Raw genomic sequence first — 24,085 nt, 5'->3', positions numbered from 1 at the left:
GTTTGAAGGTTCCCCAAGGCTTGTTTCGGACAGCGCTATCGGCAACTCATTCCTTCTATTTGAGCGTCGTCAGTCAATTTTTGACTGTGCGTCCAGCAACTAGGGGGTAAGGGATGAATCAACACGGAACAATGACCTTTTCCGACGCCATCCGCACTTGTTTCTCCAAGTTCTTCACCTTCACGGGTCGTGCTTCACGGCCCGAATACTGGTTCTTTTTCCTTTTCATCGTGATCTGGAGCATCATCGCCGGAATAATCGACCTCAAGTTCTTCACTCAGGTCGCCACTACAGAAACCGAGACGACCAAATCCGTCACCGCCACGTCCTCTGGCCCTGTGCAGACCATTGTCGGTGCGATTGTGTTTTTCCCGCATCTGGCCGCAGCGTTTCGCCGGATGCACGACACAGGACGCAGCGGGTTTTATGCTTTGCTACCGATTTTGCTGATCGTCGGAGCCGTGGGGGTTTTGATCTTTGGCATCGGCCTTGCGTCTCATTTCCAGCACGGGGGTAGCCTGGATATCCTGTTTACCCGTGCCACGCTGCTTCTTGTTATTCCGACACTACTGGTTCTGGTGGTGTCGCCCCTCCTGGTTTTGTGGTGGCTGACCCGCCCCAGTGAACCAGGCACCAATCAATACGGTCCCAACCCAACAGAGGTAATCCCATGACCGAACACTCGCCCAACGACCAGTTTCATGCCTCAAGCTTCATGCAGGGGCATAACGCAGAGTATCTGGAGCAGCTCTATGCCCAGTACACCAAGAACCCAGGCGCTGTAGATGCGGCCTGGGCCGAGTTTTTCAAGGCAATGGGCGACGCAACGCCTGACGTACAGAAAGAGGCCGAAGGTCCGTCATGGGCACGGACCGATTGGCCTCCGATGCCGACGGACGATCTGACCGGAGCACTTACGGGCGAGTGGGCCGAGATTGATGCCAAGGCGGCGGGCAACAAGATCAAGGACAAGGCCGCTGCAAAAGGGGTCGAGGTCAGCGACGACCAGATCAAACGCGCGGTGCTGGACAGCCTGCGCGCACTGATGCTGATCCGCGCCTATCGGATCCGGGGGCATCTGGCCGCTAATCTCGATCCGTTGGGCATGCGCGCGGCCAGCACGCATCCGGAATTGGACCCCAAGACCTATGGGTTCACTGACGCTGACATGGACCGGCCGATCTTTATCGACAACGTACTGGGCCTGCAGATGGCCAGCATGCGCCAGATCGTCGAGATCGTGAAGCGCACTTACTGTGGTACTTTTGCATTGCAGTACATGCACATCTCGAACCCGGAAGAGGCCGCGTGGCTGAAAGAGCGGATCGAAGGCTACGGCAAAGAAATCCAGTTCACCAAGGAAGGTCGCAAGGCGATCCTGAACAAGATGGTCGAAGCCGAGGGTTTCGAGAAATTCCTGCACGTCAAATACATGGGCACCAAGCGGTTCGGTCTTGACGGTGGAGAGGCTCTGATCCCCGCGATGGAACAGATCATCAAGCGCGGCGGTGCATTGGGTGTCAGCGACATCGTGATCGGGATGCCCCACCGGGGCCGTTTGAACATTCTGGCCAACGTGATGCGCAAGCCGTACCGGGCCATCTTCAACGAATTCCAGGGCGGCAGCTTTAAACCGGAAGACGTAGATGGATCGGGTGACGTGAAATACCACCTCGGTGCGTCCAGCGACCGTGAGTTTGATGGCAACAGCGTACACCTGTCTCTGACAGCGAACCCCTCGCACCTTGAGGCGGTGAACCCTGTGGTTCTGGGCAAGGTCCGTGCAAAACAGGACCAGTTGAACGACAAGGATCGCACGGCTGTCATGGGCATCCTGCTGCACGGCGATGCCGCCTTTGCCGGTCAGGGTGTTGTTGCCGAAGGTTTCGGCCTGTCTGGTCTGCGCGGTCACAAGACCGGCGGCACTATGCATATCGTTGTGAACAACCAGATCGGGTTCACCACTGCACCGCATTTCTCGCGTTCCAGCCCATATCCGACCGATATCGCGTTGATGGTCGAGGCGCCGATCTTCCACGTGAACGGTGACGACCCCGAGGCCGTGGTTCACGCAGCCAAGGTCGCGACCGAGTTCCGTCAGAAGTTTCACAAGGACGTGGTCATCGACATCTTCTGCTACCGCCGGTTTGGTCACAACGAGGGCGATGAGCCCATGTTCACCAACCCGATCATGTACAAGAAGATCAAGACGCATAAGACGACCCTGTCACTGTACACAGAACGTCTGGTGAAGGACGGCCTGATCCCAGAAGGTGAGATCGAGGATATGAAGGCCGCGTTTCAGGCTCATCTGAACGATGAGTTCGACGCTGGTAAGGACTTCAAGCCCAACAAAGCCGACTGGTTGGATGGGCGTTGGTCACATCTGGACAGAAACAAGGACGAATACGTGCGTGGCGACACCGCCATTACGCCGGAAACCCTGGCCGAGGTTGGCAACGCGCTGACGCACGCCCCAGCAGATATCGCCGTCCACAAAACTGTTGCCCGTCTGCTGGAACATAAAAAGCAGATGTTCGAAACGGGTAAGGGTTTCGACTGGGCAACCGGCGAAGCTTTGGCATTCGGGTCTTTGCTGACCGAAGGGTATCCGGTGCGCTTGTCAGGTCAGGATGCAACACGCGGGACGTTTTCTCAGCGCCACTCGGGGTTTGTGCATCAGGAAACCGAAGAACGCTACTATCCGCTGAACAACATTCGACAAGGACAATCGCACTACGAGGTCATCGACTCGATGCTCAGCGAATATGCCGTGCTGGGGTTTGAGTATGGCTACTCGCTGGCCGAACCCAATGCACTGACCCTATGGGAAGCGCAGTTTGGCGACTTTGCCAACGGTGCGCAGATCATGTTCGACCAGTTCATCAGTTCGGGCGAAAGCAAATGGCTGCGGATGTCCGGGTTGGTTTGCCTGTTGCCGCACGGGTTCGAAGGGCAAGGCCCTGAACACAGCTCGGCGCGGCTCGAGCGGTTCCTGCAGATGTGCGGTCAGGACAACTGGATTGTGGCGAACTGTACGACGCCTGCGAACTATTTCCACATCCTGCGCCGTCAGTTGCACCGGACCTTCCGCAAGCCTCTGATCATGGTAACGCCCAAGTCGTTGTTGCGTCATAAGCTGGCCGTCAGCACTGCGGACCAGTTCACCACCGGGTCCAGTTTCCACAGGGTTCTATGGGACGACGCACAACAGGGGAACTCTGACACCAAGCTGGTGGCCGACAAGAAGATCAAGCGCGTGGTGATGTGTTCGGGCAAGGTCTACTACGACCTACTGGAAGAACGCGATGCGCGCGGGATCGACGACATCTATCTGATGCGGATCGAGCAATACTATCCGTTCCCAGCCCACTCTCTCATCAACGAACTCGAGCGTTTCAAAGGCGCCGAGATCGTCTGGTGTCAGGAAGAGCCCAAGAACCAGGGGGCATGGACCTTTATCGAACCCAACATTGAATGGGTTCTGACCCGCATTAAGGCCAAAAACACACGGCCCCGTTATGTTGGTCGCGCAACTTCGGCCTCGCCCGCGACGGGTCTGGCCAGCCAACACAAAGCCCAACAAGAAGCGCTGGTGAACGAAGCGCTGAGCATTGAAGGAAAGTAATGATGACCATTGAAGTTCGTGTTCCCACGCTGGGCGAGTCGGTCACCGAAGCCACCGTCGCCACCTGGTTCAAAAAACCCGGTGACGCGGTCGCAGTCGACGAGATGCTGTGCGAGTTGGAGACAGACAAAGTCACCGTCGAAGTGCCTGCCCCTGCCGCGGGTGTGATGGGTGAAATCGTCGCCGCCGAAGGCGAAACTGTTGGCGTTGATGCATTGTTAGCCACGATCACTGCGGGCGAAGGCGCTGCCCCTGCTCCAGCAGCGGCGGCAGCAGCGCCGGCGGCGGCACCTGCGGCAGCATCAGGTGACAGCGTGGATGTGATGGTGCCCACGCTGGGCGAATCCGTGACCGAAGCGACTGTTTCGACGTGGTTCAAACAGGTGGGCGACGCCGTTGCGCAGGACGAAATGCTGTGTGAGCTGGAAACCGACAAGGTCTCGGTCGAGGTTCCGGCCCCGGCGGCTGGCGTGCTGGCTGAAATCGTAGCACCCGAGGGTACAACCGTGGATGCAACGGCCAAGCTGGCTGTCATCTCGGGTTCGGGTGCTGTTGCAGCCCCAGCGGCGGCCCCTGCAGCAGCAGCGGCCCCGGCGGCCGCGGCCACCGGCAAGGACGTGGCCAACGCGCCCTCTGCCGAGAAGGCGATGGCCGAGGCTGGTCTGGCCGCAGGTCAGGTCACCGGCACGGGCCGTGACGGTCGCATCATGAAAGAAGACGTTGCCCGCGCCGTCGCCACGGCGGCTGCGCCCGCACCGGCTGCCGCTCCGGCACCGGCCCCTGCGCCGCGAGCGCCTGTGGCCGCCGACGATGCAGCGCGCGAAGAACGGGTCAAGATGACTCGTCTGCGCCAGACCATCGCCAAGCGTCTGAAAGACAGCCAGAACACCGCAGCTATGCTGACCACCTATAACGAGGTGGACATGACCGAGGTGATGGCGCTGCGCAGCCAGTACAAAGACCAGTTCGAAAAGAAACACGGCGTGCGTTTGGGCTTTATGTCCTTCTTCACCAAAGCCTGCTGCCACGCCCTGAAAGAAGTGCCCGAGGTGAATGCCGAGATCGACGGCACCGACATCGTGTACAAGAACTTCGTCCATATGGGCGTCGCCGCCGGTACGCCCACAGGTCTGGTGGTTCCGGTCATCCGCGATGCGGATTCGATGTCTTTTGCTGCGATCGAAAAAGCCATTGCCGAGAAAGGCAAACGCGCCCGTGACGGTAAGCTATCCATGGCTGAGATGCAGGGCGGCACCTTCACCATCTCGAACGGAGGTGTTTACGGCTCGCTGATGTCCTCGCCGATCCTGAACCCCCCGCAGTCGGGTATTCTGGGCATGCACAAGATCCAGGATCGTCCGATGGCGATCAACGGTCAGGTTGTGATCCGTCCGATGATGTATCTGGCGCTGTCCTATGACCACCGGATCGTTGACGGCAAAGGCGCCGTGACCTTCCTTGTGCGCGTGAAAGAGGCGCTGGAAGATCCACGTCGCCTGTTGATGGACCTGTAATCATGGCAACGCATGTTCTCTGGCAGGCCGATGTGGCCGATTTCAATGCCTGGCTCACTGTGTTTCGCGAAGATCAACCCGCGCGTAAGGCGGCAGGTATTCATGACCTGCATGTCTGGCGCGACCCCGATCAGCGCGACCATGCCATAGCCATGTTCGAAGTGCGCGATCTGGACAAAGCTCGCCGATTTCTGGAATCTCAGGAATTGGCAATGCACCACGAGCGCGGCGGCGTCGCCCACATCCAGGTGAAACTGCTGGAGCCCGTCTGACACGAACCTTACCCGTGTGCCGGGCCCACCTCGGCACACGGGATAGCACATGCGCGTGAACCTGACCTGCGCTCGACCAGTGCGAATGCTAATCGCAAGACCGGACTCTGATTGATAAAAGGATACCTATGATGTCTTCCGAGCTTTCAATTCTGGCACTATATGGCCTCGTCGTGATCGTGGTCATTCTGGTTAATGTCCTGACCGCCATGTCGCAGGTCGGGCTTATGACCTTGGGTGGCGCACGGGATGATATGCCGCCGCTGACCGGGGTTGCCGGTCGTGTCGAGCGCGCACTGACCAACTCTGTCGTGGCAATGGCGCTGTTTGCCCCTGCCATTCTGATCCTGTCCGCCAAGGACGCCTTTACAGGTGGCACGTTGTTTGCCGCACAGTTGTTTTTGATCGCCCGGATCGCCTTTGTGCCGATTTACGCGTTCGCCATTCCCGTTCCGTTCCTGCGCACCATTGTCTGGCTGGTAGGATTTCTCGCGACGGCTTATCTTTACCTGCAAGCTCTGTAGAGCCTGAATTGCCGCGTCTTGAAAGGCGCGGCCAAGACACACCAAGGAGTGCCCTATGTCCAGCTATGACGTCATCGTAATCGGAGCCGGCCCCGGCGGCTATGTCTGTGCCATCCGCTGCGCCCAGCTGGGCCTTAAAACCGCCGTTGTCGAAGGGCGTGACACCTTGGGCGGTACCTGCCTGAACGTGGGCTGTATCCCGTCCAAGGCCCTGCTGCACGCCAGCCATCAACTGCACGAGGCCGAGCATAACTTTGCCAAGATGGGCCTCAAGGGCAAAAGCCCCTCTGTCGACTGGAAGCAGATGCAGGCCTACAAAGAGGAAACGATCGAAGGCAACACCAAGGGCATCGAGTTCCTGTTCAAGAAGAACAAGATCGATTGGCTGAAAGGCTGGGGCTCGATCCCCGCCGCCGGTCAGGTCAAGGTTGGTGATGAGGTCCATACCGCCAAGAACATCATCATCGCGTCGGGGTCGGAACCTGCTTCGCTGCCCGGTGTCGAAGTGGATGAAAAGGTCGTTGTGACCTCGACAGGGGCGCTGTCACTGGGCAAGATCCCGAAAAAGATGGTCGTCATCGGCGCGGGCGTGATCGGGTTGGAATTGGGCTCGGTCTATCAACGCCTGGGCGCCGAGGTAACGGTGATCGAATTCCTCGACGTGATCACGCCGGGCATGGACCCCGAGCTTCAGAAGACATTCCAGCGTATCCTGAAAAAGCAGGGGCTGAACTTTGTCATGGGCGCTGCGGTTCAGAAAACCGAAGCCACCAAGACCAAGGCCAAAGTCACCTACAAACTGCGCAAGGATGACAGCGAGCACGTGATCGACGCCGACACCGTGCTGGTCGCCACCGGGCGCAAGCCCTTCTCGGACGGGCTGGGGCTTGAGGCTCTGGGCGTTGAGATGACGCCGCGCGGTCAGATCAAGGTCGGCAGTGACTGGCAAACCAATGTACCCGGCATCTATGCCATCGGTGACGTGACCGAAGGCCCGATGCTGGCCCACAAGGCCGAGGATGAGGGCATGGCAGCCGCTGAACAGGTCGCCGGCAAGCATGGCCACGTGAATTACGGCGTGATTCCAGGAGTGATCTATACCTGGCCCGAGGTTGCCAATGTGGGCGAAACCGAAGAGACGCTCAAGGCTGCTGGCCGCGCCTACAAGGTTGGCAAGTTCATGTTCATGGGCAATGGCCGTGCCAAGGCGAATTTTGCCGCTGACGGCTTTGTAAAAATTTTGGCCGACAAGGACAGCGACCGCATTCTTGGCGCACATATCATCGGCCCGGCAGCCGGCGATCTGATCCACGAGGTCTGCGTGGCGATGGAGTTTGGCGCGTCTGCCGAAGACCTGGCGCTGACGTGCCACGCGCACCCGACCTATTCCGAAGCGGTGCGCGAAGCCGCTCTAGCCTGTGGCGACGGCCCGATCCACAGTTGATTGAAGCTAAAACCTGAGATTTCAAAAAGGCGGGCCATATGGCCCGCCATTTTCTTAACGCGATCATGCCTCACTTTCGCTCTCGCGAGAGTTGATCACGTTATCGTGACCGATGCTATCCCATCGGGCTCGATCAACAGCATTTTGAGGCAAACATGAGATTTCTTTTTTTGCTCGCCGCAGCAATGAGCTTCACTCTTTTCCTTGGGCAAGACGCACAGGCTGCTCGTGGTGGCGGCGTCTGGGGTACATCCGAACAGATGAGCCTGATCGCCCAAACAGATATCGAAGACGACAGAGGCCAACAGCTGGCCCTGTGCCATCTCACCAAGAAAACCCATATCATGTTCGCCGGAGTTTGGCGGAGCTCGATCGGCTACGTGATAGCCCCTAACGCATGCGACAGCGACAGCTACTACAAGCTTACAACTGACAAGCTAGAGCTGGGCAAAGTGCTGGGCGATTTCCCGTCCGACCTACCTGATCAACCCGTTATGTCGCGCGCAGATAAGATCTCGGGATTTTGGGGGCTTGGTGCAATTGCACTCATTCTAGTGTTTGCCGGCCTTAAGGCATTGGGCCAATCCAGGCGCAAAGCACAACGCCATGCCGAAATGGGTAGTGTCCATCCCGCTGCCCTACAGGTCATGGACGCAATGTGCCACGCAGCAAAGGCCGATGGTCGTCTGGATACATCAGAGATAGCAACAATGATTGACATCTCCCGCAAGATTACCGGCGAAGAGTTCGATGAAGCACGAATTCGCCGTCTGTACGATATGGCCGAAGCCAAACCAACAGATGCACAATTCGCGGCATTTGGACGTGGTTTGAGCCCCGAACAGAAACGTATGGTCATGCAAGCCACACTAATGATCGTCGGCGCGGATGGCGGTCTGGACAAGTCTGAAACTGTGTTCATTCAAAAACTGGCCAAAGGGCTCAGCATCAATGTGGATGAAATCAAACAGATGTTCCAAAACATGACGGCACAGCCCACCTAGGCCTTCTACCACATCGTCTCGGCGGCGCGGGCACCCCATTCCTGATCATAGCGTGCGCCGCCTTCTTCACCCTCTGATGCCTCTGCCAGAATCTCTCCGACCGTGGGCAACTGGGCGGTTTCATCCCCGCTCGTCCATGTTCGTGCGCGCATCAGCGCACGGGCACATTGGGTGTAGATTTCCGAGATTTCAATAACGATCACAGTGGCCGGGCGTTTGCCGCCTTTCGCAAACCGATCCCTGAGCCCTTCATCTGCTGTCAGACGCGCGGACCCGTTAAGCCGCACAACAGTGTTTGAGCCGGGCACGACAAACATCAACGCGACACGTGGATCCCGCACGATATTGCGCAGACTGTCCAACCGGTTGTTTCCACGCCAGTCCGGCAAAGCCAGCGTTTGTTCGTCCAGCTCCAGTACAACCGGGCCATCATCGCCACGCGGGCTGCCATCGACACCTTCTGGCCCCACAGTGCTAAGGACACACAGCCGTGACGCCATGATCCACTTTCGATAAAGCGGTGTCATCCGATATGCGACTTTGCGCAGAGCGGGCGCGGCGGGCGTTCCATAGAGCCCTTCTAGCGTTTCGATATCCTCAACGAATTCCATCAGGATCAAACCCCACTTCTCTCATCAGTGTATTCGAGCGGTCCTCGATCACGCCCTCAAGGCGTTCCAAAAACGAAGCCCGTTCGACCCCGGGCTCGATCCGGTCAAGAAAGTCCACGATCGCCAGACCCGGCTTACGCATGACCCCAGTGCGCGGCCAAAACACGCCAGCGTTGGTTGCGACTGGAACGCATGGAAAGCCAAGCCCCTCGTACAAAACGGCTGTTCCAACCTTGTAAGGTTTCTGCAGACCCGGAGCGACCCGCGTTCCCTGCGGATAGATGACCAACTGACCGGGTTCGGCGAACTCTTTGGCGACGTCCTTGACCATCTTTGCCACAGCCGCACCCTTTTTCCCGCGATCGACCGGGATGCAGCCCAATCGACGCGCATATACTCCGATGATCGGGGTCCACATGAGTTCGCGCTTCATGATGAACTTGGCCTGCGGCATCGCATTGAAGATCATGATGATATCCAGGAACGACTGGTGCTTTGCGCCCACGACAACTTCGTCTACCGGTGCGGTTCCACGCACCTCGCATCGGATACCAACCATCCAACGTGCCAGCCACATGGTCGTGCGCGCATATGTTTTACAGGCCTTCCGTGCCCCCTGTTTCGCGAATATTGCATAGGGCGCGAACACGATGCCAAGGATCAGCATCCATACATAGATCACGATCATGAAGACCAAAGAGCGAACCCATTGAATCGCTGTCAGCATCACGAAAGCTCCTTTAGTTTGCGGCTGGCGGCCGTCCATGTCGCCAAAAATGCGACCATTGCCCCCAGTGCCGGGATCAGGGCGGGTAATAGCCAACCGATACCCTGAAAACCCAGCCCAGTCAGAAAGCCGCCCTCATCCGAGGCCTCGGGTAGCAACAAAACACCTGTCATACCCAGAACCACTCCGACCACGGCCCCAAAGAAGGCGCGATAGGTAAAACGTCGGACAAACGCGCTGGCGATAAACCGGTCGCGCGCGCCGACAAGGCGCAGAACTTCGATGATTTGCGCATTGGCGGCGAGTGACGCATTCGCGGCCAGCGTGATCATGGCAGCGGTTGCTCCGCCGATCAGCAGGATAGACACCCAACCCAATCTGCGCAGTGACGTCGCCGCATCGACCAGAGGTTCGCGCCAGCGGGTATGGTCATCCAGAACGGCACCGGGAACTTCGGCACCTAGCCTCAAACGCAAACCGGCGGCATCCATGCCCGGCTCACCCTCGATGATTTCGATGAGTTGAGGGATCGGAAGTGTCTCCAACGGCAAGTCGGACCCAAACCACGGGGATAGAAGCGCGATTTGTTCATCAGACGAAAGCGCACGTGCCGATGCGACACCAGGCGTCTGCGATAACACGGTCAGCGCCGCCTGCGTCTGGGCCTGCAATTGATCTGCCGGCGCATTGATGCGCAACGTTGCAGCCCCCGCGAGTTCTGTCGCCCAACGATCTGCCAACCGCCCTGACGCCAAAGACAGGGCCAGCGCAAACACCGCCAAAAAGGCCATAGCCCCGGACACGAAAAGGGTCAGCTGTGCCGTATAGCCTGTGGGTGGAACGACACGATCCGCACGCGAGTCCCGCTTTAACAGATTTCGGATGGTTCCCTCGCTCATAGGTCCGCCCCCGCCAGTTGAACCTGCCGCTGGGTAATCCTCAGAACGCGCGCCTGAACCTGGCTTTTGGCCGCCCGGATCAGGCTTAGATCATGGGTTGCGATCAGGACGGTTTTGCCCATCTTGTTCAGCTCGACCAGAAGGCGCAGCAACCGCTGAGACATTTCCCAATCCACGTTACCGGTTGGCTCGTCCGCCAACACAACATCCGGTGACAGGATGACAGCGCGCGCCAGGGCTGCACGCTGACGTTCACCACCGGACAGCTCAGGCGGTAGGGCCTCCTGTCTGGCAGCCAGACCGACCCAACCCATAAGCTCAGTCAGGTCGCTCTGCTGCGCTGCTTCGGCGCGCCCGGAAACCATCAGGGGCAGCATCACGTTTTCAGCCAGCGTCATGTGATCCAGAAACCGGCAGTCCTGGTGAACGACGCCAATTCTACGCCGAAGCAGGGCCATTTGGTCCCGGTCCAAATCCGCGATGTTCTGTTCAAACGCTATCATCCGACCCGAGGTCGGCAACAATGCGCCGTAACACAGCTTGAGCAAGGTCGTCTTACCCGCCCCCGAAGGTCCGGTCAGAAAATGGAAGGATCCGGGCTGAATTTGCAGAGACACATCGCTCAGCAATGCGTCACCACCATAGGTATAGCTGACGTTTTCCAGCTCGATCACAGAAGCCCCCAATTTGATTGCCGCTCTTCTTGCCCGAGCGCCGCCACGGTTTCAATGCCTGCACCGGGTCGAATTGGTGACACTTAGGCCGTGAAACCGAAAACACCCTTTGCTGTCAGGTCTTAACGGAATATCATTTCTGAAAAAACTATTATCAGGCCAACGCCATGGCCGGGAGGCAGCATGCGTCTTACATGTCCAAATTGCAGTGCCCAGTACGAGGTTCCAGACGAGGTCATCCCCGAAGAGGGGCGCGATGTGCAGTGTTCGAACTGCGAAAAGACGTGGTTTCAGAGCAAATACCCTGAGGCTGCTGCCGCACCAGAGGAAACAGAACCTCAGCACCCTGAGCCCGAACCTACAGAACCAGAAGCAGCGCAGCCCGAAATGGAACCGGCTGCCGAGCCCGAGCCAGTTCCGACGCCACCGTTTCCGCCGAAACCGGATCCTGATCAGAAAGACGAGGCTTCGTCATCGGCCCATGTCGACCCCGATGTCGCCAGCATTCTGAAGGAAGAGGCCGAACGCGAGGCGCAACTGCGCGCGAAAGAAGCCGAAAGCCTAGAGACGCAACCAGACTTGGCGCTGGAAGCCCCCCCTGCCCCAGATCCAGAGCAGCGGATCAAGGAGCTGACCAGAGCCGAAGCTGAAAAAGACGCCGCGCAGTCAGATGACCTACCCGATGTTGACGCGATCAATTCAAGCCTGCGCAGTACCGAAGCTGCTCCGGCACAGGAAGAGGTTCAGCCGTTACCGCGACGGTCCAGCGGCGGATTTCGGCGTGGGTTTCTGATCGCCATCATCATTGGTGTCATCTTGTTCCTGATCTACGGAAACGCCCAACAGATATCTGAGGCCGTTCCTCAGGCCAAGCCGGTTCTTGACGGGTATGTATCCGTGATCGATCAGGCCCGGCTGTGGCTCGAGGCGCAGTCAGGATCGGGTGGGTCGCAGAACTAAGGTTTCAGTTCAGAACCGCTCCAGCAAACGCTTAAGGTATTCCAGCTCGACCTCGGGACGATCAGATTCGCCCGTGCGCCGGCGGATCTCGTCCAGCAATTCCCGCGCACGACGATACACATCCTCACCCTGCAGCAGGTTATCATCGGTCGAGATCGATCCTGAAGACCCGGGGTTGCGCCCCAATGGATCGCGGTTATTGGCCTGCATATCACCTTCTTGCGCGCCCTGACCCGGCTGGTTCTGTTGGTTCTGGGCCAGTGCTTCGCCCAAAGAGCGCATACCTTCGCGCAAGGCTTCCATGGCCTCGGACTGGTTATCGATGGCTTCGGCCAGATCATCATTGCGCAAGGCCTGTTCAGCCTCGTCCATTGCACGACCGGCCCGGCCCAACGCGTCCCGTGCAGCCTCACCTTCCGGGGTTCCAGCACCGGGCAGGTTTTGCTGTTGACGACCAAGCTCATCCCGAAGGGCTTGTTGTCTGTCGGCCAGTGATCCCTGACCTTGCTGGCCCTCACCCGCCTGATCAGAACCTTGGCCCTGACCGCCCTGACCTTCGTGGCTTTCACCACGGCCTTGACCACCGTTGCGCCCTTCGTTGCCTTGATTTTCACCCGCTTGGGCACCGGGATTAAATTGTTCCTGCAAATCGCGGAATGCCTGATCACTTAAGCCCTGCTGTTCGCGCAACGTTTCGGCCAAGCCCTCCATAGCCTGTTGGCCTTCGGATTGTTGGCCTTGTCCCTGACCTTGCGTGACACGCATGTTTTCCATCATCTGCTGGAATTCTTCCAGCGCCTGCTGCGCTTCGGCCATGCGACCCTGTTCCATCAGCTCCTGAATGCGATCCATCATCCGCTGCAGATCGTCTTGCGTCATTTGCATGGACTCGCCGTTTTGGCCCTGCTGGTTCTCGCCGCCTTCGCCGTTTTCCTGGGCCAGACGCTGAAGCTGTCGCATGTATTCCTGCGTCGCTTCCCGCAATTCTTGCATGAGTTCAGCGATCTCTTCGTCCGAGGCCCCGTTCTGCATCGCCTCGGTCAAACGTTCCTGGGCACGGCGCATACGCTCCAGTGCATCCGCCAGTGTGCCGTCTTCGATCTGAACCGCCAGATCCCACAATGCCTGTGCGATTTCTTCCTGCTGTTCGGGTTTCAACCCGTATTGATTGAACAACTCGAGCCGGCGCAGAGTAACCCGCAACCGCAAATACGCGGTATCCGATCTAAAGAAACCTTCGGGCAGATGCGACACAGCCCGCAACAACTGAGATACCCGGGTCGCATTTTCCCGTGACCACAAAAGGTCGCGGCGTTGTTCAATCACCGCTGCGGCCAAAGGATCAAAGAACCGACGTGCAGGTAGTTCCGTCAAATAGGGTTCTGACTGACCTTCCTGATCCGCAGCATCGCGCGCCATAAGCGATATCTTGACCGGCAAATGCGCCCAAGGGTGCTGGGAAAAATCTTCGATCAGATCTTCGACAAAATCAGCACGATCGCCGGTGATTGGCATCGGCAGCTCAACAATGATCGTTTCGCGCGGTTCAGGATTCGTTTCCAGACCATAGCTGCGATCAACCGAAGCAAGGTCCAGTTCAATCAATGCCGAACCTGAAACGACGCCGTAATCATCACTTGCCGCAAAAGGCAATTTCATCTGGCCGCCCGCCTCAGACTCGGCAACGTCGGCAACGCCGATCTGCGGGGGCGTATCAGCGATTACGCTCAGTGCCCACTCACGGCCCGCCGGACCGTCAATCTTTAAAAGACCCGAGCGGTCCGCGACGAACTCCTGCTCGGGCTCTGCTGCGGCTTCGGTGCCCAAAGGCGTCGACGTTTCGGTCAACGTATGCGCGCCGACCTCGCCATAAAAGCGCAGTGTAATGCGGCTGCCCTGTGGAACCGACAGGGTCGGGTCTGATTGATCCGCCAAATAAAGCGTCGGCAGCCCAGTGTATCGTGGCGGCTCAACCCAGCCTTCCCAAGTGGGCCCCTGCCCTGCCACGGCGGCCCCCGGCGTCATCTCAGTCACCGAACCGATCCGCCAGAAAGAGCCGAATAACGCTGCAATTACCAACGCCAGCAGCGCAGCATAGCGCAAAGCGAACGGATCGCGATCAGCCAGGCGAAGATTGGGTTTCACCGGTTCCGCCTGCGCTGCGCGTTGTGCCATACGTGCCTGGTGCGCGTGCCACAATGCAACAGAATCCGCATCCATGGCGCCAATCGCCTGATCATCCATCAGCGCCTGAATCGGTCGACCCGGAAGGGTTTCATCCAACCGCATCAGCGCTTCGGCGCGTGTCGGAAGATGGAATCGCCTGGCCCCAAAAACGGCTGCAAACACAAGAGCCAGCACTGACAACGCTGCAACGCCCCAAACAACCTCAACCCTGACAAGGTCCTGCAAACCCAGCATCAGGGCGGCCAGAACCGCCATAACTCCCGAAAAAAACGGCCAAAAAGCGCGCCAAACCCGTTCGGCGAGCATCCCCGCATGCGTCAACAGCAGGGAAAACTTTGGAATCGGCAGGGTCTGTTTAGCCATAAAGGCGGGCCTCCTGATCAGGCCCGCGCGCCTATCGCGTCAAAGCCACGAGGGTATGGTATCGCGGTTTATGATTTCGTCAAAGCTTGGGCGTTCACGAATAACTGCAAATTGATCCCCGTTCACCAGAACTTCGGGGATCAGAGGCCGCGTATTGTACTCGCTGGACATGACGGCCCCATACGCACCCGCGCTTCGGAATGCGATCAAATCATCCGCAGCAAGCGGGGGCATGTTGCGGCCCTTGGCAAAGGTATCCCCAGATTCGCAGACCGGCCCAACAATGTCGTAGGGGCGCTGTTCGATACCTGGTGAGGGTTCGACGACTGCGACGATATCATGATGCGCCTCGTACATGGCCGGACGGATCAGGTCGTTCATCGCACCGTCTACGATCAGGAAATCACGGTCTTCCCCTGACTTCACGTAGATAACTTTGGATACCATCAGCCCCGCGTTGCCTGCGATCAGGCGGCCGGGTTCAATCTCGATCTCGCAATCCAGATGACCTAGCGTTTTCGTGATGAGCGCGCCGTATTCCATCGGCAAGGGCGGCGCGTCATTCGCACGGGTGTATGGAATACCCAAACCTCCGCCCAGATCCAGACGTCGGATATCATGGCCTTCGGAGCGCAGCTGCTCGGTCAATTCAGCGACCTTACGATAGGCTAACTCAAACGGCTCAAGCTCGGTCAGTTGCGAACCGATATGGACGTCAATCCCGATTACCTCGAGCCCCGGCAAGCTGGCCGCAAGCGCATAGACCTCAGAAGCGCGCGAGATCGGGATACCGAACTTATTTTCGGATTTTCCGGTCGCGATCTTGGCATGAGTTTTGGCGTCCACATCGGGATTCACACGGACGGTGATCGGAGCAACCACGCCTAGTTCCGTGGCTACGGCGCTGATCACTTCCATCTCGGGCTCGGATTCCACGTTGAACTGGCGGATACCGCCGGTTAGCGCAGTGCGGATTTCATCCGCCGTTTTGCCCACGCCCGAGAACACGATCTTGTCGCCCGGTACGCCTGCAGCTTTGGCGCGAAGGTATTCACCGCCCGAAACCACGTCCATACCGGCCCCGGCCTGCGCCAGCGTTTTCAGGATCGCCTGATTGCTGGCCGCTTTCATCGCATAGCAGACCAAATGCTCGGTCCCCTCCAGCGCATCATCAAACAGCTTGAAATGCCGCAGAAGTGTCGCCGTCGAGTACACATAGAAAGGGGTTCCGACCGCGGCTGCGATCTCAGATATCGGGACATCCTCGGCGTAAAGCGCGCCGTCGCGGTAGAGAAAGTGATCCATGACTGCGCGCTTAGACCAAAAACGCCCCTTGGATCAATGGATTCGCAGCATCGCGTTACCGAACAGTCGACACGCCAACCCGTCCATACCCCGAAATCGAAATACCCGACCCGCCGGAATTGGTTTCAGGCTCTGGCCGCGGTTGGTACGAAGGGTCACAAGCAGCAAGAGCACACAGCGCAACAAAAAAGGCAGCTATTCTCATTTCAATCTCATCTTAAATGTGGAAACGGCTGCGCGCTTAGTCCTTGTTAATTAAAGGGTTCAACCCTCAAAGCCCAAGGAAAATACCCAACCCACCACGCTGCAGGCCAACGCCCACGCCGCCGTAGGCTCCGCTGCTTCCGACACCGATATTGGCGCTCATGGTGGGTTGAATAGGTTCGCCATCTGCGCCGCACCCGGCCAAGACTAATCCGACCGACACTATTACCACCAATCGCAAGATTCGCATCACACCTGCGCCTTCCATCGCTTGATCTGCGCACGCACCTGATCGGGTGCAGTGCCACCATAGGATTGGCGTGAGTTTACCGAATTTTCGACCGTTAGGACAGAATAGACATCATCTGTGATGTCTGGGTGCACGGATTGCATGTCATCCAGCGTCAGATCGGGAAGATCGCAGCCTTTGGTCTCGGCCATAGCGACCAGCGATCCAGTGACGTGATGCGCATCGCGGAACGGCAGGCCCAGCACCCGTACCAGCCAGTCGGCCAGATCGGTCGCGGTCGAGAAACCCGACCCGGCAGCGGCAGCGAGGCTTTCGCGGTTGGCGGTCATGTCCTTGACCATGCCCTCCATCGCCGCCAGCGCCAGCATCCAGTTGTCGGCGGCATCAAAGACCTGCTCCTTGTCTTCCTGCATGTCCTTGGAATAGGCCAGCGGCAGACCCTTCATCACCATCATGAGCGCAGTGTTTGCGCCGTAGATACGGCCCACCTTGGCGCGGATCAGCTCGGCCGCGTCAGGGTTTTTCTTCTGCGGCATGATCGATGAGCCGGTCGAGAACCGATCCGAGAGTGTCACAAACCGGAATTGGGCCGAAGACCAGATTACCAATTCCTCAGCAAAGCGTGACAGATGCACGGCGCAGATCGAGGCGGTGGAAAGGAACTCCAGCGCAAAGTCACGGTCGCTGACCGCATCCAGCGAGTTCGCGGCGGGACGGTCGAAACCCAGCGCCTCGGCCGTCATCTGACGGTCGATGGGGAAGGACGTGCCCGCCAGCGCGGCGGCACCAAGAGGGGATTCGTTCATCCGGGCGCGTGCATCGCGAACGCGGGACAGGTCGCGACCAAACATCTCGACATAAGCCATCATGTGGTGACCCCATGTGACAGGCTGCGCCGTTTGCAAGTGAGTGAACCCGGGCATGACCCAATCGGCCCCGGCCTCTGCTTGCGCCAAAAGCGCGCGGATCAGGGCTAAAAGGCCGGTTTCCGCCGCATCGAACTGATCACGCACCCAAAGCTTGAAATCTGTTGCGACCTGGTCATTTCGCGAACGCCCGGTGTGCAAACGACCAGCGGGTTCCCCGATCACCTCTTTCAGCCGCGCTTCGACATTCATATGAATATCCTCAAGCGCGGTCGAAAACTGAAACGAACCGGACTGGATTTCTGACAAGACTGTGAGCAGCCCTTCCCGAATAGCTTCTGCATCACTATCACTTATGACGCCTGTGGCCGCTAACATGGCGGCATGGGCGCGCGAGCCTGCGATGTCCTGGGCTGCCATCCGCTGATCGAACCCGATCGAGGCGTTGATCGCCTCCATGATCGCGTCAGGACCGGCGGCAAAGCGGCCGCCCCACATCTGGTTCGAGGATTGATCGGTCATGTAAGAAAACCCGGAGTTGATATGCGCCTATTTCGTCTGATCCCCCTTTATATGGCCCTTGCGCTGGGTGCAAATGCGGCTTTGGCTGCCGATGTAGAAACTCTCAAACCACTGCGGGAAGGGACGCTCAAGCGGCTGATCCTGCACAAAGAGCCCAAGCCCAAAGAGGCGATCGAGTTCCAGTTGGAAGATGACGGCGGCACCGCGACGCTGGCCGATTACAAAGGCAAATATGTTCTGGTGAATTTCTGGGCCACCTGGTGTGCCCCCTGCCGCAAGGAAATGCCTCAGATCGCTGAGCTTCAGGAAGAGTTCGGCGGTGACAAGTTCGAGGTTGTCACACTGGCCACCGGCCGCAACTCACCCGCAGGCATCAAGAAGTTCTTCGAGGAGAACGGTATCAACAACCTGCCCCGCCATCAGGACGCAAGTTCTGCCGTAGCGCGTGAGTTCGGTGTCATTGCCCTGCCAATCACCGTAATCCTCGACCCCAACGGTGACGAAATCGCCCGCCTGATCGGCGATGCCGAGTGGAACTCGGATAGCGCGAAGGCGATTGTTGGCGCTCTCGTGGCGGGTGAAAGCTGAGAATTTTCGGCTGAAATCATCGAATCGTGGTAATCTCCCGGCGTTTAAAACCGGGAGATTTTCTTATGAAGACCATAGCTTATGTTGTCGCCGCTGCTGCCTGCATCTTTTCGCTGGCAGATCCCGCCGAAGCGAAAGACGTAAAGAAAAAAGATAAGTTCCTCGAATCCGTAGCCGGTAAGAAACTGGTAAGCGGCGATACATGGTTCATCATTTCTGCCGATGGCAAAATCTCGGGCGTTGGTCGCGACAATGCCAAGGTTGTTGGGGCCTGGGCTTGGAACAAACGGTATTGGTGCCGCAACATCGTAATCGGCGAAAATCAACTGCCCGAAGACTGTCAGAAAGTGTCGGTTGAAGGCAACCAGGCCACCTTTACGCGGGACCGTGGCAAAGGTGACTCTATCACTTTCACGATGACGGAATAATTCGTTCACGGAAATCAAAACGTACCGCAGGTCCAAGTAACCGCGTATTGCGAAGCTGACGCGACGCCACCTTTGACAGATACCCATCCTCTTTGCAGTTTGACTGCAGGAGGATGGAATGCCACTGGACATACTGTTGGTTCTGGTCGTCGGCGGTATCGTCGGCGTAACGGTGCTGTTGCATTTAACTGGACGGTCGCGGATGCGCGAGCTGACGCCCGAGACTGCGCGCTCGGAATGGCTGCGTCATGCGCCCGATGATGTGATCATCGACATCACCATTGCACATGACAGACATTCTGCCTTGGTCCGAACCGAAAGCGGGAACGGGCTGCTGTGGTCTTTTGGGGCCGACACTGTGGCCCGCCACCTTATGGATTTCGACCGGATCGACCACCCCGACGGGTTCGAAGTTCAGTTCCACGACTTCGGCACCCCCAAAGCCATCATCCGCCTTGACGACTTTGAACGCCCGCACTGGGAACATCTGATGGACCCCACATGACTGACCAAATCACCTTCCCCGACGCCGTGCAATGGGCCGTGCCCTTCTTCATAGCCGCCATTCTGGCCGAATTCCTGTGGATTGCCGTCAAAGGCAAAGGCGGGCGGTACGAGACCCGCGATGCCGTAACTTCATTGGTCATGGGCGCGGGCAACATCGCCTCAGGCTTTTTGCTGGGGCTCATCGCCTATGGGTTCTTCATGTGGTTGTGGCAGATCACGCCGCTGAACCTTGGCACCTCGATCCCTGTGATCATCCTGTGCTTTGTGCTGGATGATCTGCGCTATTACTGGGTACACCGATTTGGCCACCGCATCCGCTGGGTCTGGGCCAGCCATGTGAACCATCACAGTTCGCAGCATTACAACCTGACGACCGCGCTGCGGCAGACCTGGACCTATACGTTCACCTTCATGATGGTCGTGCGCGCACCGCTGATCCTGCTGGGCTTCCACCCCGCGATGGTTCTGTTCGTGGGTGGTTTGAACCTGATCTACCAATTCTGGATTCACACCGAGGCCATCGGCAAAATGCCGCGTTGGTTCGAGGCGGTGATGAACACCCCCAGCCACCACCGCGCCCATCATGGCCGCAACGCGCGCTACCTGGACTGTAACTATGCGGGTGTGTTTATCGTCTGGGATAAACTCTTTGGCACGTTTGTTCCCGAGCAAGAGAATGACCGCGTTGATTTTGGGCTGGTCCACAACATCGGAACATTCAACCCGCTGCGTGTCGCGTTCCACGAATGGGTCGGCATCTGGAGAGATGCCACCCAACCAGGGCTGACACTACGCCAGCGACTTGCCTATTGTTTTGCACCGCCGGGGTACAGCCATGACGGCAGCCGGGATAACTCTGACCAGATCAAAGCAAAGCACCTGATGCGCCATCCGGAAGATCGCGGAACGCCCGGATTTGAGCATTTCACGACAGAAACGCCTAATTCGCAGGCAAAACAGGCGTAAACGCGCCGGTCTATTAGGGGTCGATTCTTGAAGGCGGGGCTTCGCATTCCATATTCCTATGGATGAAGCCGAAAACGCCGGAGAGCAAAATGAACCGTTTAACAACCTATTCTACCATCCTCGGGTTGGCAGGTCTGGTTTTGGCGATGCTCTTGGCGCTGACGACTTCAGCGCCCACAGGTATTGCGCTGGGTTTTGTCATGATGGCGCTGGGTTTTGCAGGCGCGATTGTTGGCGCAGCGGCTGCGTTGGGTAAAGCGTGGGAAACCGCGCGCTGAGCAATTTGCGCTAAGTTTAAGCCGGAAATTAACTCAAGATTCACAGGTTTGTTCTGAAATCCAACCTTGACCGTCAACGGCAAGGGGCAACAGCGCATGCAGGACAACAAACTGGCAGACTTGCCCGAAGGCTCGGACAGTCCGCTGAACGCGGCCGTTACGTCCCGTGACGCCTCAACCGTTCAAATGGCGACCGAGGCGGTGAGGCACAAACAGTGTAAGCTGGCGTTCCAACCCGTTATGCAAGCCAACCCGCCGCATGCTGTTGCCTTTTACGAATGTTTTATCCGCGTCTTGGATGAAACCGGCCGGGTAATCCCGGCCCGAGAATTCATGCCTCAACTGGAAAACACACCAATCGGCCGCGAACTGGATTGTATCGCGCTGGAAATGGGATTGCGCACATTGGCCCGCAATCCCGATATTCGAATGTCGGTCAACATGTCCGCACGTGCGATCGGCTATGCACGCTGGAATCGTTTGCTTGAGCGGTATTTGAAAAAAGACGCCAACATAGGCGAGCGGTTGATCCTGGAAATCTCTGAAAGTTCAGCGATGACCGTGCCTGAACTCGTGATGGACTTCATGGATCGGTTGCAGCCGCGCGGTGTGGCCTTTGCTCTGGATGACTTCGGCGCCAGCAACTTCAGCTTTCGCCATTTTCGCGAGTTCCTTTTCGACGCCGCCAAGATCGACGGCCAGTTCATTCGCGGCATTAGTACTAATCCCGACAACCAAGCATTGGTCCGCGCCCTGATCGCCGTCGCGCGCGAATTTGAAATCCTCGTCACAGCCGAATCGGTCGAAACAAAAGAGGATGCTGAGTTTCTTGTGTCGAACGGAGTTGACTGTTTGCAGGGGTTCCTCTTCGGTGCCCCAAGCGTTTCGCCGCCCTGGAAAAACGAAAAGGTCAAACATTCAGCAGTTTAGTCAATAAATAATCAGCGGAGTCAGCCTGAGACAAGCTGACCGTTGCTGCATGTGCAGCGTTAGGCTATTCCATGAGCAGTTGGAGCGGGGGATCATGTGGCGCTCTTACTGGCAGGGGGCGACCTCTGATAACTGCGCCGTCACGTTTCCCACAGGACCTTGACGGTAAAGGATTGTCTAAATGACGAACGTAGTAATCGCATCCGCGGCACGCACCGGTGTGGGCAGTTTCGGTGGTTCCTTTGCGAACACGCCTGCGCATGATCTGGGAACCGCTGTGCTTGAGGCCGTTGTGGAACGCGCCGGGATCGAAAAGGGCGAAGTTTCCGAAACCATCATGGGACAGGTTCTGACAGCAGCGCAGGGTCAAAACCCCGCGCGTCAGGCACATATCAACGCAGGATTTCCGCAGGAAAGTGCGGCTTGGGGTATTAACCAAGTGTGCGGCTCGGGCCTGCGCGCTGTTGCCTTGGGCGCACAGCACATCCAACTGGGTGATGCGGATATCGTTGCCGCAGGTGGCCAAGAGAATATGACGCTGTCCCCCCATGCCGCAGCACTTCGCGCTGGACACAAGATGGGCGACGTTAAGTATATCGACACGATGATCCGCGATGGTCTTTGGGATGCTTTCAACGGCTATCACATGGGACAAACCGCTGAAAACGTGGCTGAGAAATGGCAAATCAGCCGCGATATGCAGGATGAATTTGCCGTAGCCAGCCAGAACAAAGCAGAAGCGGCGCAAAAAGCCGGTAAATTCGCGGATGAGATTACCCCTTTCACGATCAAGACCCGCAAGGGCGACATCGTGATGGACAAGGATGAATACATCCGCCACGGCGCCACAATCGAGGCTATGGGCAAACTGCGCCCGGCCTTTACCAAAGACGGTTCGGTCACAGCGGCGAACGCGTCTGGCTTGAACGACGGCGCAGCGGCAACGCTTCTGATGTCAGCGGAAAACGCAGAAAAGCGCGGGATCGAACCTTTGGCCCGCATCGCGTCTTATGCAACAGCTGGTCTTGACCCGTCCATCATGGGTGTTGGTCCGATCTACGCTTCGCGCAAGGCGTTGGAAAAAGCTGGCTGGTCCGTGGACGATCTGGATCTGGTCGAAGCCAACGAAGCATTTGCCGCTCAGGCCTGTGCGGTAAACAAGGATATGGGCTGGGATCCTTCGATTGTGAACGTGAATGGCGGGGCCATCGCGATTGGCCACCCCATCGGCGCTTCCGGCTGCCGCGTACTGAACACGCTGCTGTTTGAAATGAAGCGACGCGACGCCAAGAAAGGCTTGGCGACTTTGTGCATCGGTGGCGGAATGGGCGTAGCCCTGTGCGTGGAGCGCGACTAAGTGCGTCCCCACTCAAATAAAAAAGGGCGCCGATCAGGCGCCCTTTTTTGTTGCAGATCAATGTTAACTCTCAAATGCAGCAATATTCTGGCGCCGGAGGAAGCCAAAGCAAGACAATAATGTTGCGCAAATCAATCCATCAAAGTAACAGAATTACCAAGACGACTAAACTGGAGGACTACCATAATGGCACGTACAGCACTTGTTACCGGCGGTTCGCGCGGGATCGGCGCGGCCATTTCCAAGGCTCTTAAGGCCGAAGGATACAATGTTGCCGCTACCTACGCGGGAAATGACGAAGCGGCGTCAAAGTTTACCGAAGAAACCGGTATCAAGACTTACAAATGGAACGTGGCCGACTACGACGAATCCAAAGCCGGGATCGAAAAGGTCGAGGCCGAGGTCGGTGCCATTGACATTGTGGTCGCCAATGCCGGCATTACACGCGATGCACCCTTCCACAAGATGACGCCCGAGCAGTGGACTCAGGTCATCGACACCAACCTGACCGGTGTTTTCAACACAATCCACCCGGTCTGGCCCGGCATGCGCGAGCGCAAGTTCGGACGTGTCATCGTAATCAGCTCGGTTAACGGTCAGAAGGGTCAGTTTGCGCAGGTCAACTATGCGGCTACCAAAGCTGGCGATTTGGGCATTGTGAAGTCGCTGGCGCAGGAAGGCGCACGTGCGGGCATCACTGCAAACGCCATCTGCCCCGGCTACATCGCAACCGAGATGGTTATGGCCGTTCCGGAAAAGGTGCGCGAGGCCATCATCGGGCAAATTCCGGCGGGCCGTCTTGGTGAGGCTGATGAAATCGCGCGCTGCGTGACATTCCTGGCTTCAGATGATTCACAATTCATCAACGGCTCTACCATTTCTGCGAATGGCGCTCAGTTCTTCTCGTAAGTCTGACAGCTCAGATACAATTCGGGCCGGTTCATCGAACCGGCCCTTTTTTATCCCGTAAGAACACGCGCGCTGTATTCAGCGGGAACCAAAAAGCCATTTCAGGGCTTGCTTGAAAATCTCACCACGCTGAGCGTGCGCCTTTTGAAAGGCGCGGGCAGCTGCGGG

At 57.7% G+C, this 24,085-nt stretch carries 24 protein-coding genes; 16 read left to right on the top strand and 8 right to left on the bottom strand.

What is annotated here, in order from left to right; all coding sequences use genetic code 11:
• Positions 1-113 precede the first annotated feature (113 nt).
• The 7 genes from ACR0BD_RS02740 to ACR0BD_RS02710 all read left to right on the top strand — a co-directional run bounded on the left by ACR0BD_RS02740 (position 114) and on the right by ACR0BD_RS02710 (position 8,386).
• Entirely contained in the window at positions 114-674 is a 561-nt protein-coding gene (locus ACR0BD_RS02740; RefSeq protein WP_480828748.1) for a DUF805 domain-containing protein, read from the top strand.
• On the top strand, positions 671-3,628 hold the full coding sequence (locus ACR0BD_RS02735) for a 2-oxoglutarate dehydrogenase E1 component (RefSeq protein ID WP_480695254.1): 2,958 nt from the start codon (positions 671-673) through the stop codon (positions 3,626-3,628). The genes ACR0BD_RS02740 and ACR0BD_RS02735 overlap by 4 nt, the downstream gene beginning before the upstream one ends.
• Positions 3,629-3,630: 2 nt before the next feature.
• Positions 3,631-5,142, top strand: coding sequence for a 2-oxoglutarate dehydrogenase complex dihydrolipoyllysine-residue succinyltransferase (gene odhB / locus ACR0BD_RS02730; protein WP_480828745.1), 1,512 nt, complete (start codon positions 3,631-3,633; stop codon positions 5,140-5,142).
• Between the two features lie 2 nt (positions 5,143-5,144).
• Positions 5,145-5,414: a hypothetical protein gene (locus ACR0BD_RS02725; RefSeq protein ID WP_480695258.1), complete on the top strand. Its 270-nt coding sequence runs from the start codon at positions 5,145-5,147 to the stop codon at positions 5,412-5,414.
• A 131-nt stretch (positions 5,415-5,545) separates the two neighbouring features.
• The gene (locus ACR0BD_RS02720; protein ID WP_480695260.1) at positions 5,546-5,938 is read left to right on the top strand and encodes an MAPEG family protein; all 393 of its coding nucleotides are present in this window, start codon (positions 5,546-5,548) and stop codon (positions 5,936-5,938) included.
• A gap of 55 nt (positions 5,939-5,993) precedes the next feature.
• Positions 5,994-7,382, top strand: a complete 1,389-nt coding sequence (lpdA, locus tag ACR0BD_RS02715; RefSeq protein WP_480828744.1) for a dihydrolipoyl dehydrogenase — start codon at positions 5,994-5,996, stop codon at positions 7,380-7,382.
• A gap of 185 nt (positions 7,383-7,567) precedes the next feature.
• Complete coding sequence (locus ACR0BD_RS02710) at positions 7,568-8,386, top strand: tellurite resistance TerB family protein (protein WP_480828743.1); 819 nt, start codon at positions 7,568-7,570, stop codon at positions 8,384-8,386.
• A gap of 5 nt (positions 8,387-8,391) precedes the next feature.
• Here ACR0BD_RS02710 and ACR0BD_RS02705 read toward each other — a convergent pair whose 3' ends face one another.
• Genes ACR0BD_RS02705 through ACR0BD_RS02690 form a run of 4 tightly spaced genes read right to left on the bottom strand, consistent with a single transcriptional unit; the run spans position 8,392 to position 11,297 of the window.
• On the bottom strand, positions 8,392-8,997 hold the full coding sequence (locus ACR0BD_RS02705; RefSeq protein WP_480828741.1) for a pyridoxamine 5'-phosphate oxidase family protein: 606 nt from the start codon (positions 8,995-8,997) through the stop codon (positions 8,392-8,394).
• On the bottom strand, positions 8,984-9,724 hold the full coding sequence (locus ACR0BD_RS02700; RefSeq protein ID WP_480695266.1) for a lysophospholipid acyltransferase family protein: 741 nt from the start codon (positions 9,722-9,724) through the stop codon (positions 8,984-8,986). Before ACR0BD_RS02700 ends, ACR0BD_RS02705 begins: the two co-directional genes overlap by 14 nt.
• Positions 9,724-10,623, bottom strand: coding sequence for a cell division protein FtsX (locus ACR0BD_RS02695; RefSeq protein WP_480828739.1), 900 nt, complete (start codon positions 10,621-10,623; stop codon positions 9,724-9,726). Before ACR0BD_RS02695 ends, ACR0BD_RS02700 begins: the two co-directional genes overlap by 1 nt.
• Positions 10,620-11,297: a cell division ATP-binding protein FtsE gene (locus tag ACR0BD_RS02690; protein WP_480828736.1), complete on the bottom strand. Its 678-nt coding sequence runs from the start codon at positions 11,295-11,297 to the stop codon at positions 10,620-10,622. Before ACR0BD_RS02690 ends, ACR0BD_RS02695 begins: the two co-directional genes overlap by 4 nt.
• Positions 11,298-11,480: 183 nt before the next feature.
• On the opposite strand from ACR0BD_RS02690, the gene ACR0BD_RS02685 reads away from it, so the two are divergent.
• Entirely contained in the window at positions 11,481-12,257 is a 777-nt protein-coding gene (locus tag ACR0BD_RS02685; protein WP_480828735.1) for a zinc-ribbon domain-containing protein, read from the top strand.
• 9 nt (positions 12,258-12,266) lie between these two features.
• On the opposite strand, the gene ACR0BD_RS02680 is transcribed toward ACR0BD_RS02685, so the two are convergent.
• The 4 genes from ACR0BD_RS02680 to argH form a co-directional block, all read right to left on the bottom strand.
• On the bottom strand, positions 12,267-14,807 hold the full coding sequence (locus ACR0BD_RS02680; RefSeq protein ID WP_480828734.1) for a TIGR02302 family protein: 2,541 nt from the start codon (positions 14,805-14,807) through the stop codon (positions 12,267-12,269).
• 39 nt (positions 14,808-14,846) lie between these two features.
• Entirely contained in the window at positions 14,847-16,112 is a 1,266-nt protein-coding gene (gene lysA / locus ACR0BD_RS02675; RefSeq protein WP_480695276.1) for a diaminopimelate decarboxylase, read from the bottom strand.
• Between the two features lie 271 nt (positions 16,113-16,383).
• Complete coding sequence (locus tag ACR0BD_RS02670; protein ID WP_480828733.1) at positions 16,384-16,566, bottom strand: argininosuccinate lyase; 183 nt, start codon at positions 16,564-16,566, stop codon at positions 16,384-16,386.
• Positions 16,566-17,954 carry an argininosuccinate lyase gene (gene argH / locus ACR0BD_RS02665; RefSeq protein ID WP_480828732.1) on the bottom strand — a complete coding sequence of 463 codons (1,389 nt, stop codon included), beginning with the start codon at positions 17,952-17,954 and terminating at the stop codon, positions 16,566-16,568. Before argH ends, ACR0BD_RS02670 begins: the two co-directional genes overlap by 1 nt.
• Positions 17,955-17,975: 21 nt before the next feature.
• Between argH and ACR0BD_RS02660 the strand changes: the two genes are divergently transcribed.
• The 8 genes from ACR0BD_RS02660 to phbB all read left to right on the top strand — a co-directional run bounded on the left by ACR0BD_RS02660 (position 17,976) and on the right by phbB (position 23,917).
• Positions 17,976-18,542, top strand: a complete 567-nt coding sequence (locus tag ACR0BD_RS02660; protein WP_480828731.1) for a TlpA disulfide reductase family protein — start codon at positions 17,976-17,978, stop codon at positions 18,540-18,542.
• Between the two features lie 65 nt (positions 18,543-18,607).
• Positions 18,608-18,970 carry a hypothetical protein gene (locus tag ACR0BD_RS02655; protein ID WP_480695284.1) on the top strand — a complete coding sequence of 121 codons (363 nt, stop codon included), beginning with the start codon at positions 18,608-18,610 and terminating at the stop codon, positions 18,968-18,970.
• A gap of 118 nt (positions 18,971-19,088) precedes the next feature.
• Positions 19,089-19,475, top strand: a complete 387-nt coding sequence (locus tag ACR0BD_RS02650) for a hypothetical protein (protein WP_480695286.1) — start codon at positions 19,089-19,091, stop codon at positions 19,473-19,475.
• On the top strand, positions 19,472-20,443 hold the full coding sequence (locus tag ACR0BD_RS02645; protein WP_480828730.1) for a sterol desaturase family protein: 972 nt from the start codon (positions 19,472-19,474) through the stop codon (positions 20,441-20,443). Before ACR0BD_RS02650 ends, ACR0BD_RS02645 begins: the two co-directional genes overlap by 4 nt.
• Before the next feature lie 89 nt (positions 20,444-20,532).
• Positions 20,533-20,721, top strand: a complete 189-nt coding sequence (locus ACR0BD_RS02640; RefSeq protein WP_480828729.1) for a hypothetical protein — start codon at positions 20,533-20,535, stop codon at positions 20,719-20,721.
• 96 nt (positions 20,722-20,817) lie between these two features.
• Positions 20,818-21,651, top strand: coding sequence for an EAL domain-containing protein (locus tag ACR0BD_RS02635; protein ID WP_480828728.1), 834 nt, complete (start codon positions 20,818-20,820; stop codon positions 21,649-21,651).
• 181 nt (positions 21,652-21,832) lie between these two features.
• Positions 21,833-23,008: an acetyl-CoA C-acetyltransferase gene (locus ACR0BD_RS02630; protein WP_480828727.1), complete on the top strand. Its 1,176-nt coding sequence runs from the start codon at positions 21,833-21,835 to the stop codon at positions 23,006-23,008.
• Between the two features lie 186 nt (positions 23,009-23,194).
• Positions 23,195-23,917 carry an acetoacetyl-CoA reductase gene (phbB, locus tag ACR0BD_RS02625; protein ID WP_480695296.1) on the top strand — a complete coding sequence of 241 codons (723 nt, stop codon included), beginning with the start codon at positions 23,195-23,197 and terminating at the stop codon, positions 23,915-23,917.
• The last annotated feature ends 168 nt before the right edge of the window (positions 23,918-24,085 follow it).

Source organism: Ruegeria sp. G5 (assembly GCF_056533365.1).
The sequence above is the reverse complement of the archived record's forward strand: the minus strand, read 5'-3'. Positions and strand labels throughout refer to the sequence as shown.

Excerpts from the sequence above, each read along its gene's own strand:
- ACR0BD_RS02740 (WP_480828748.1), top strand. The coding sequence starts at position 114 with ATGAATCAACACGGAACAATGACCTTTTCCGACGCCATCCGCACTTGT.
- ACR0BD_RS02735 (WP_480695254.1), top strand. The coding sequence starts at position 671 with ATGACCGAACACTCGCCCAACGACCAGTTTCATGCCTCAAGCTTCATG.
- odhB (WP_480828745.1), top strand. The coding sequence starts at position 3,631 with ATGACCATTGAAGTTCGTGTTCCCACGCTGGGCGAGTCGGTCACCGAA.
- ACR0BD_RS02725 (WP_480695258.1), top strand. The coding sequence starts at position 5,145 with ATGGCAACGCATGTTCTCTGGCAGGCCGATGTGGCCGATTTCAATGCC.
- ACR0BD_RS02720 (WP_480695260.1), top strand. The coding sequence starts at position 5,546 with ATGTCTTCCGAGCTTTCAATTCTGGCACTATATGGCCTCGTCGTGATC.
- lpdA (WP_480828744.1), top strand. The coding sequence starts at position 5,994 with ATGTCCAGCTATGACGTCATCGTAATCGGAGCCGGCCCCGGCGGCTAT.
- ACR0BD_RS02710 (WP_480828743.1), top strand. The coding sequence starts at position 7,568 with ATGAGCTTCACTCTTTTCCTTGGGCAAGACGCACAGGCTGCTCGTGGT.
- ACR0BD_RS02705 (WP_480828741.1), bottom strand. The coding sequence starts at position 8,997 with ATGGAATTCGTTGAGGATATCGAAACGCTAGAAGGGCTCTATGGAACG.
- ACR0BD_RS02700 (WP_480695266.1), bottom strand. The coding sequence starts at position 9,724 with ATGCTGACAGCGATTCAATGGGTTCGCTCTTTGGTCTTCATGATCGTG.
- ACR0BD_RS02695 (WP_480828739.1), bottom strand. The coding sequence starts at position 10,623 with ATGAGCGAGGGAACCATCCGAAATCTGTTAAAGCGGGACTCGCGTGCG.
- ACR0BD_RS02685 (WP_480828735.1), top strand. The coding sequence starts at position 11,481 with ATGCGTCTTACATGTCCAAATTGCAGTGCCCAGTACGAGGTTCCAGAC.
- ACR0BD_RS02680 (WP_480828734.1), bottom strand. The coding sequence starts at position 14,807 with ATGGCTAAACAGACCCTGCCGATTCCAAAGTTTTCCCTGCTGTTGACG.
- lysA (WP_480695276.1), bottom strand. The coding sequence starts at position 16,112 with ATGGATCACTTTCTCTACCGCGACGGCGCGCTTTACGCCGAGGATGTC.
- ACR0BD_RS02670 (WP_480828733.1), bottom strand. The coding sequence starts at position 16,566 with ATGCGAATCTTGCGATTGGTGGTAATAGTGTCGGTCGGATTAGTCTTG.
- argH (WP_480828732.1), bottom strand. The coding sequence starts at position 17,954 with ATGACCGATCAATCCTCGAACCAGATGTGGGGCGGCCGCTTTGCCGCC.
- ACR0BD_RS02660 (WP_480828731.1), top strand. The coding sequence starts at position 17,976 with ATGCGCCTATTTCGTCTGATCCCCCTTTATATGGCCCTTGCGCTGGGT.
- ACR0BD_RS02655 (WP_480695284.1), top strand. The coding sequence starts at position 18,608 with ATGAAGACCATAGCTTATGTTGTCGCCGCTGCTGCCTGCATCTTTTCG.
- ACR0BD_RS02650 (WP_480695286.1), top strand. The coding sequence starts at position 19,089 with ATGCCACTGGACATACTGTTGGTTCTGGTCGTCGGCGGTATCGTCGGC.
- ACR0BD_RS02645 (WP_480828730.1), top strand. The coding sequence starts at position 19,472 with ATGACTGACCAAATCACCTTCCCCGACGCCGTGCAATGGGCCGTGCCC.
- ACR0BD_RS02640 (WP_480828729.1), top strand. The coding sequence starts at position 20,533 with ATGAACCGTTTAACAACCTATTCTACCATCCTCGGGTTGGCAGGTCTG.
- ACR0BD_RS02635 (WP_480828728.1), top strand. The coding sequence starts at position 20,818 with ATGCAGGACAACAAACTGGCAGACTTGCCCGAAGGCTCGGACAGTCCG.
- ACR0BD_RS02630 (WP_480828727.1), top strand. The coding sequence starts at position 21,833 with ATGACGAACGTAGTAATCGCATCCGCGGCACGCACCGGTGTGGGCAGT.
- phbB (WP_480695296.1), top strand. The coding sequence starts at position 23,195 with ATGGCACGTACAGCACTTGTTACCGGCGGTTCGCGCGGGATCGGCGCG.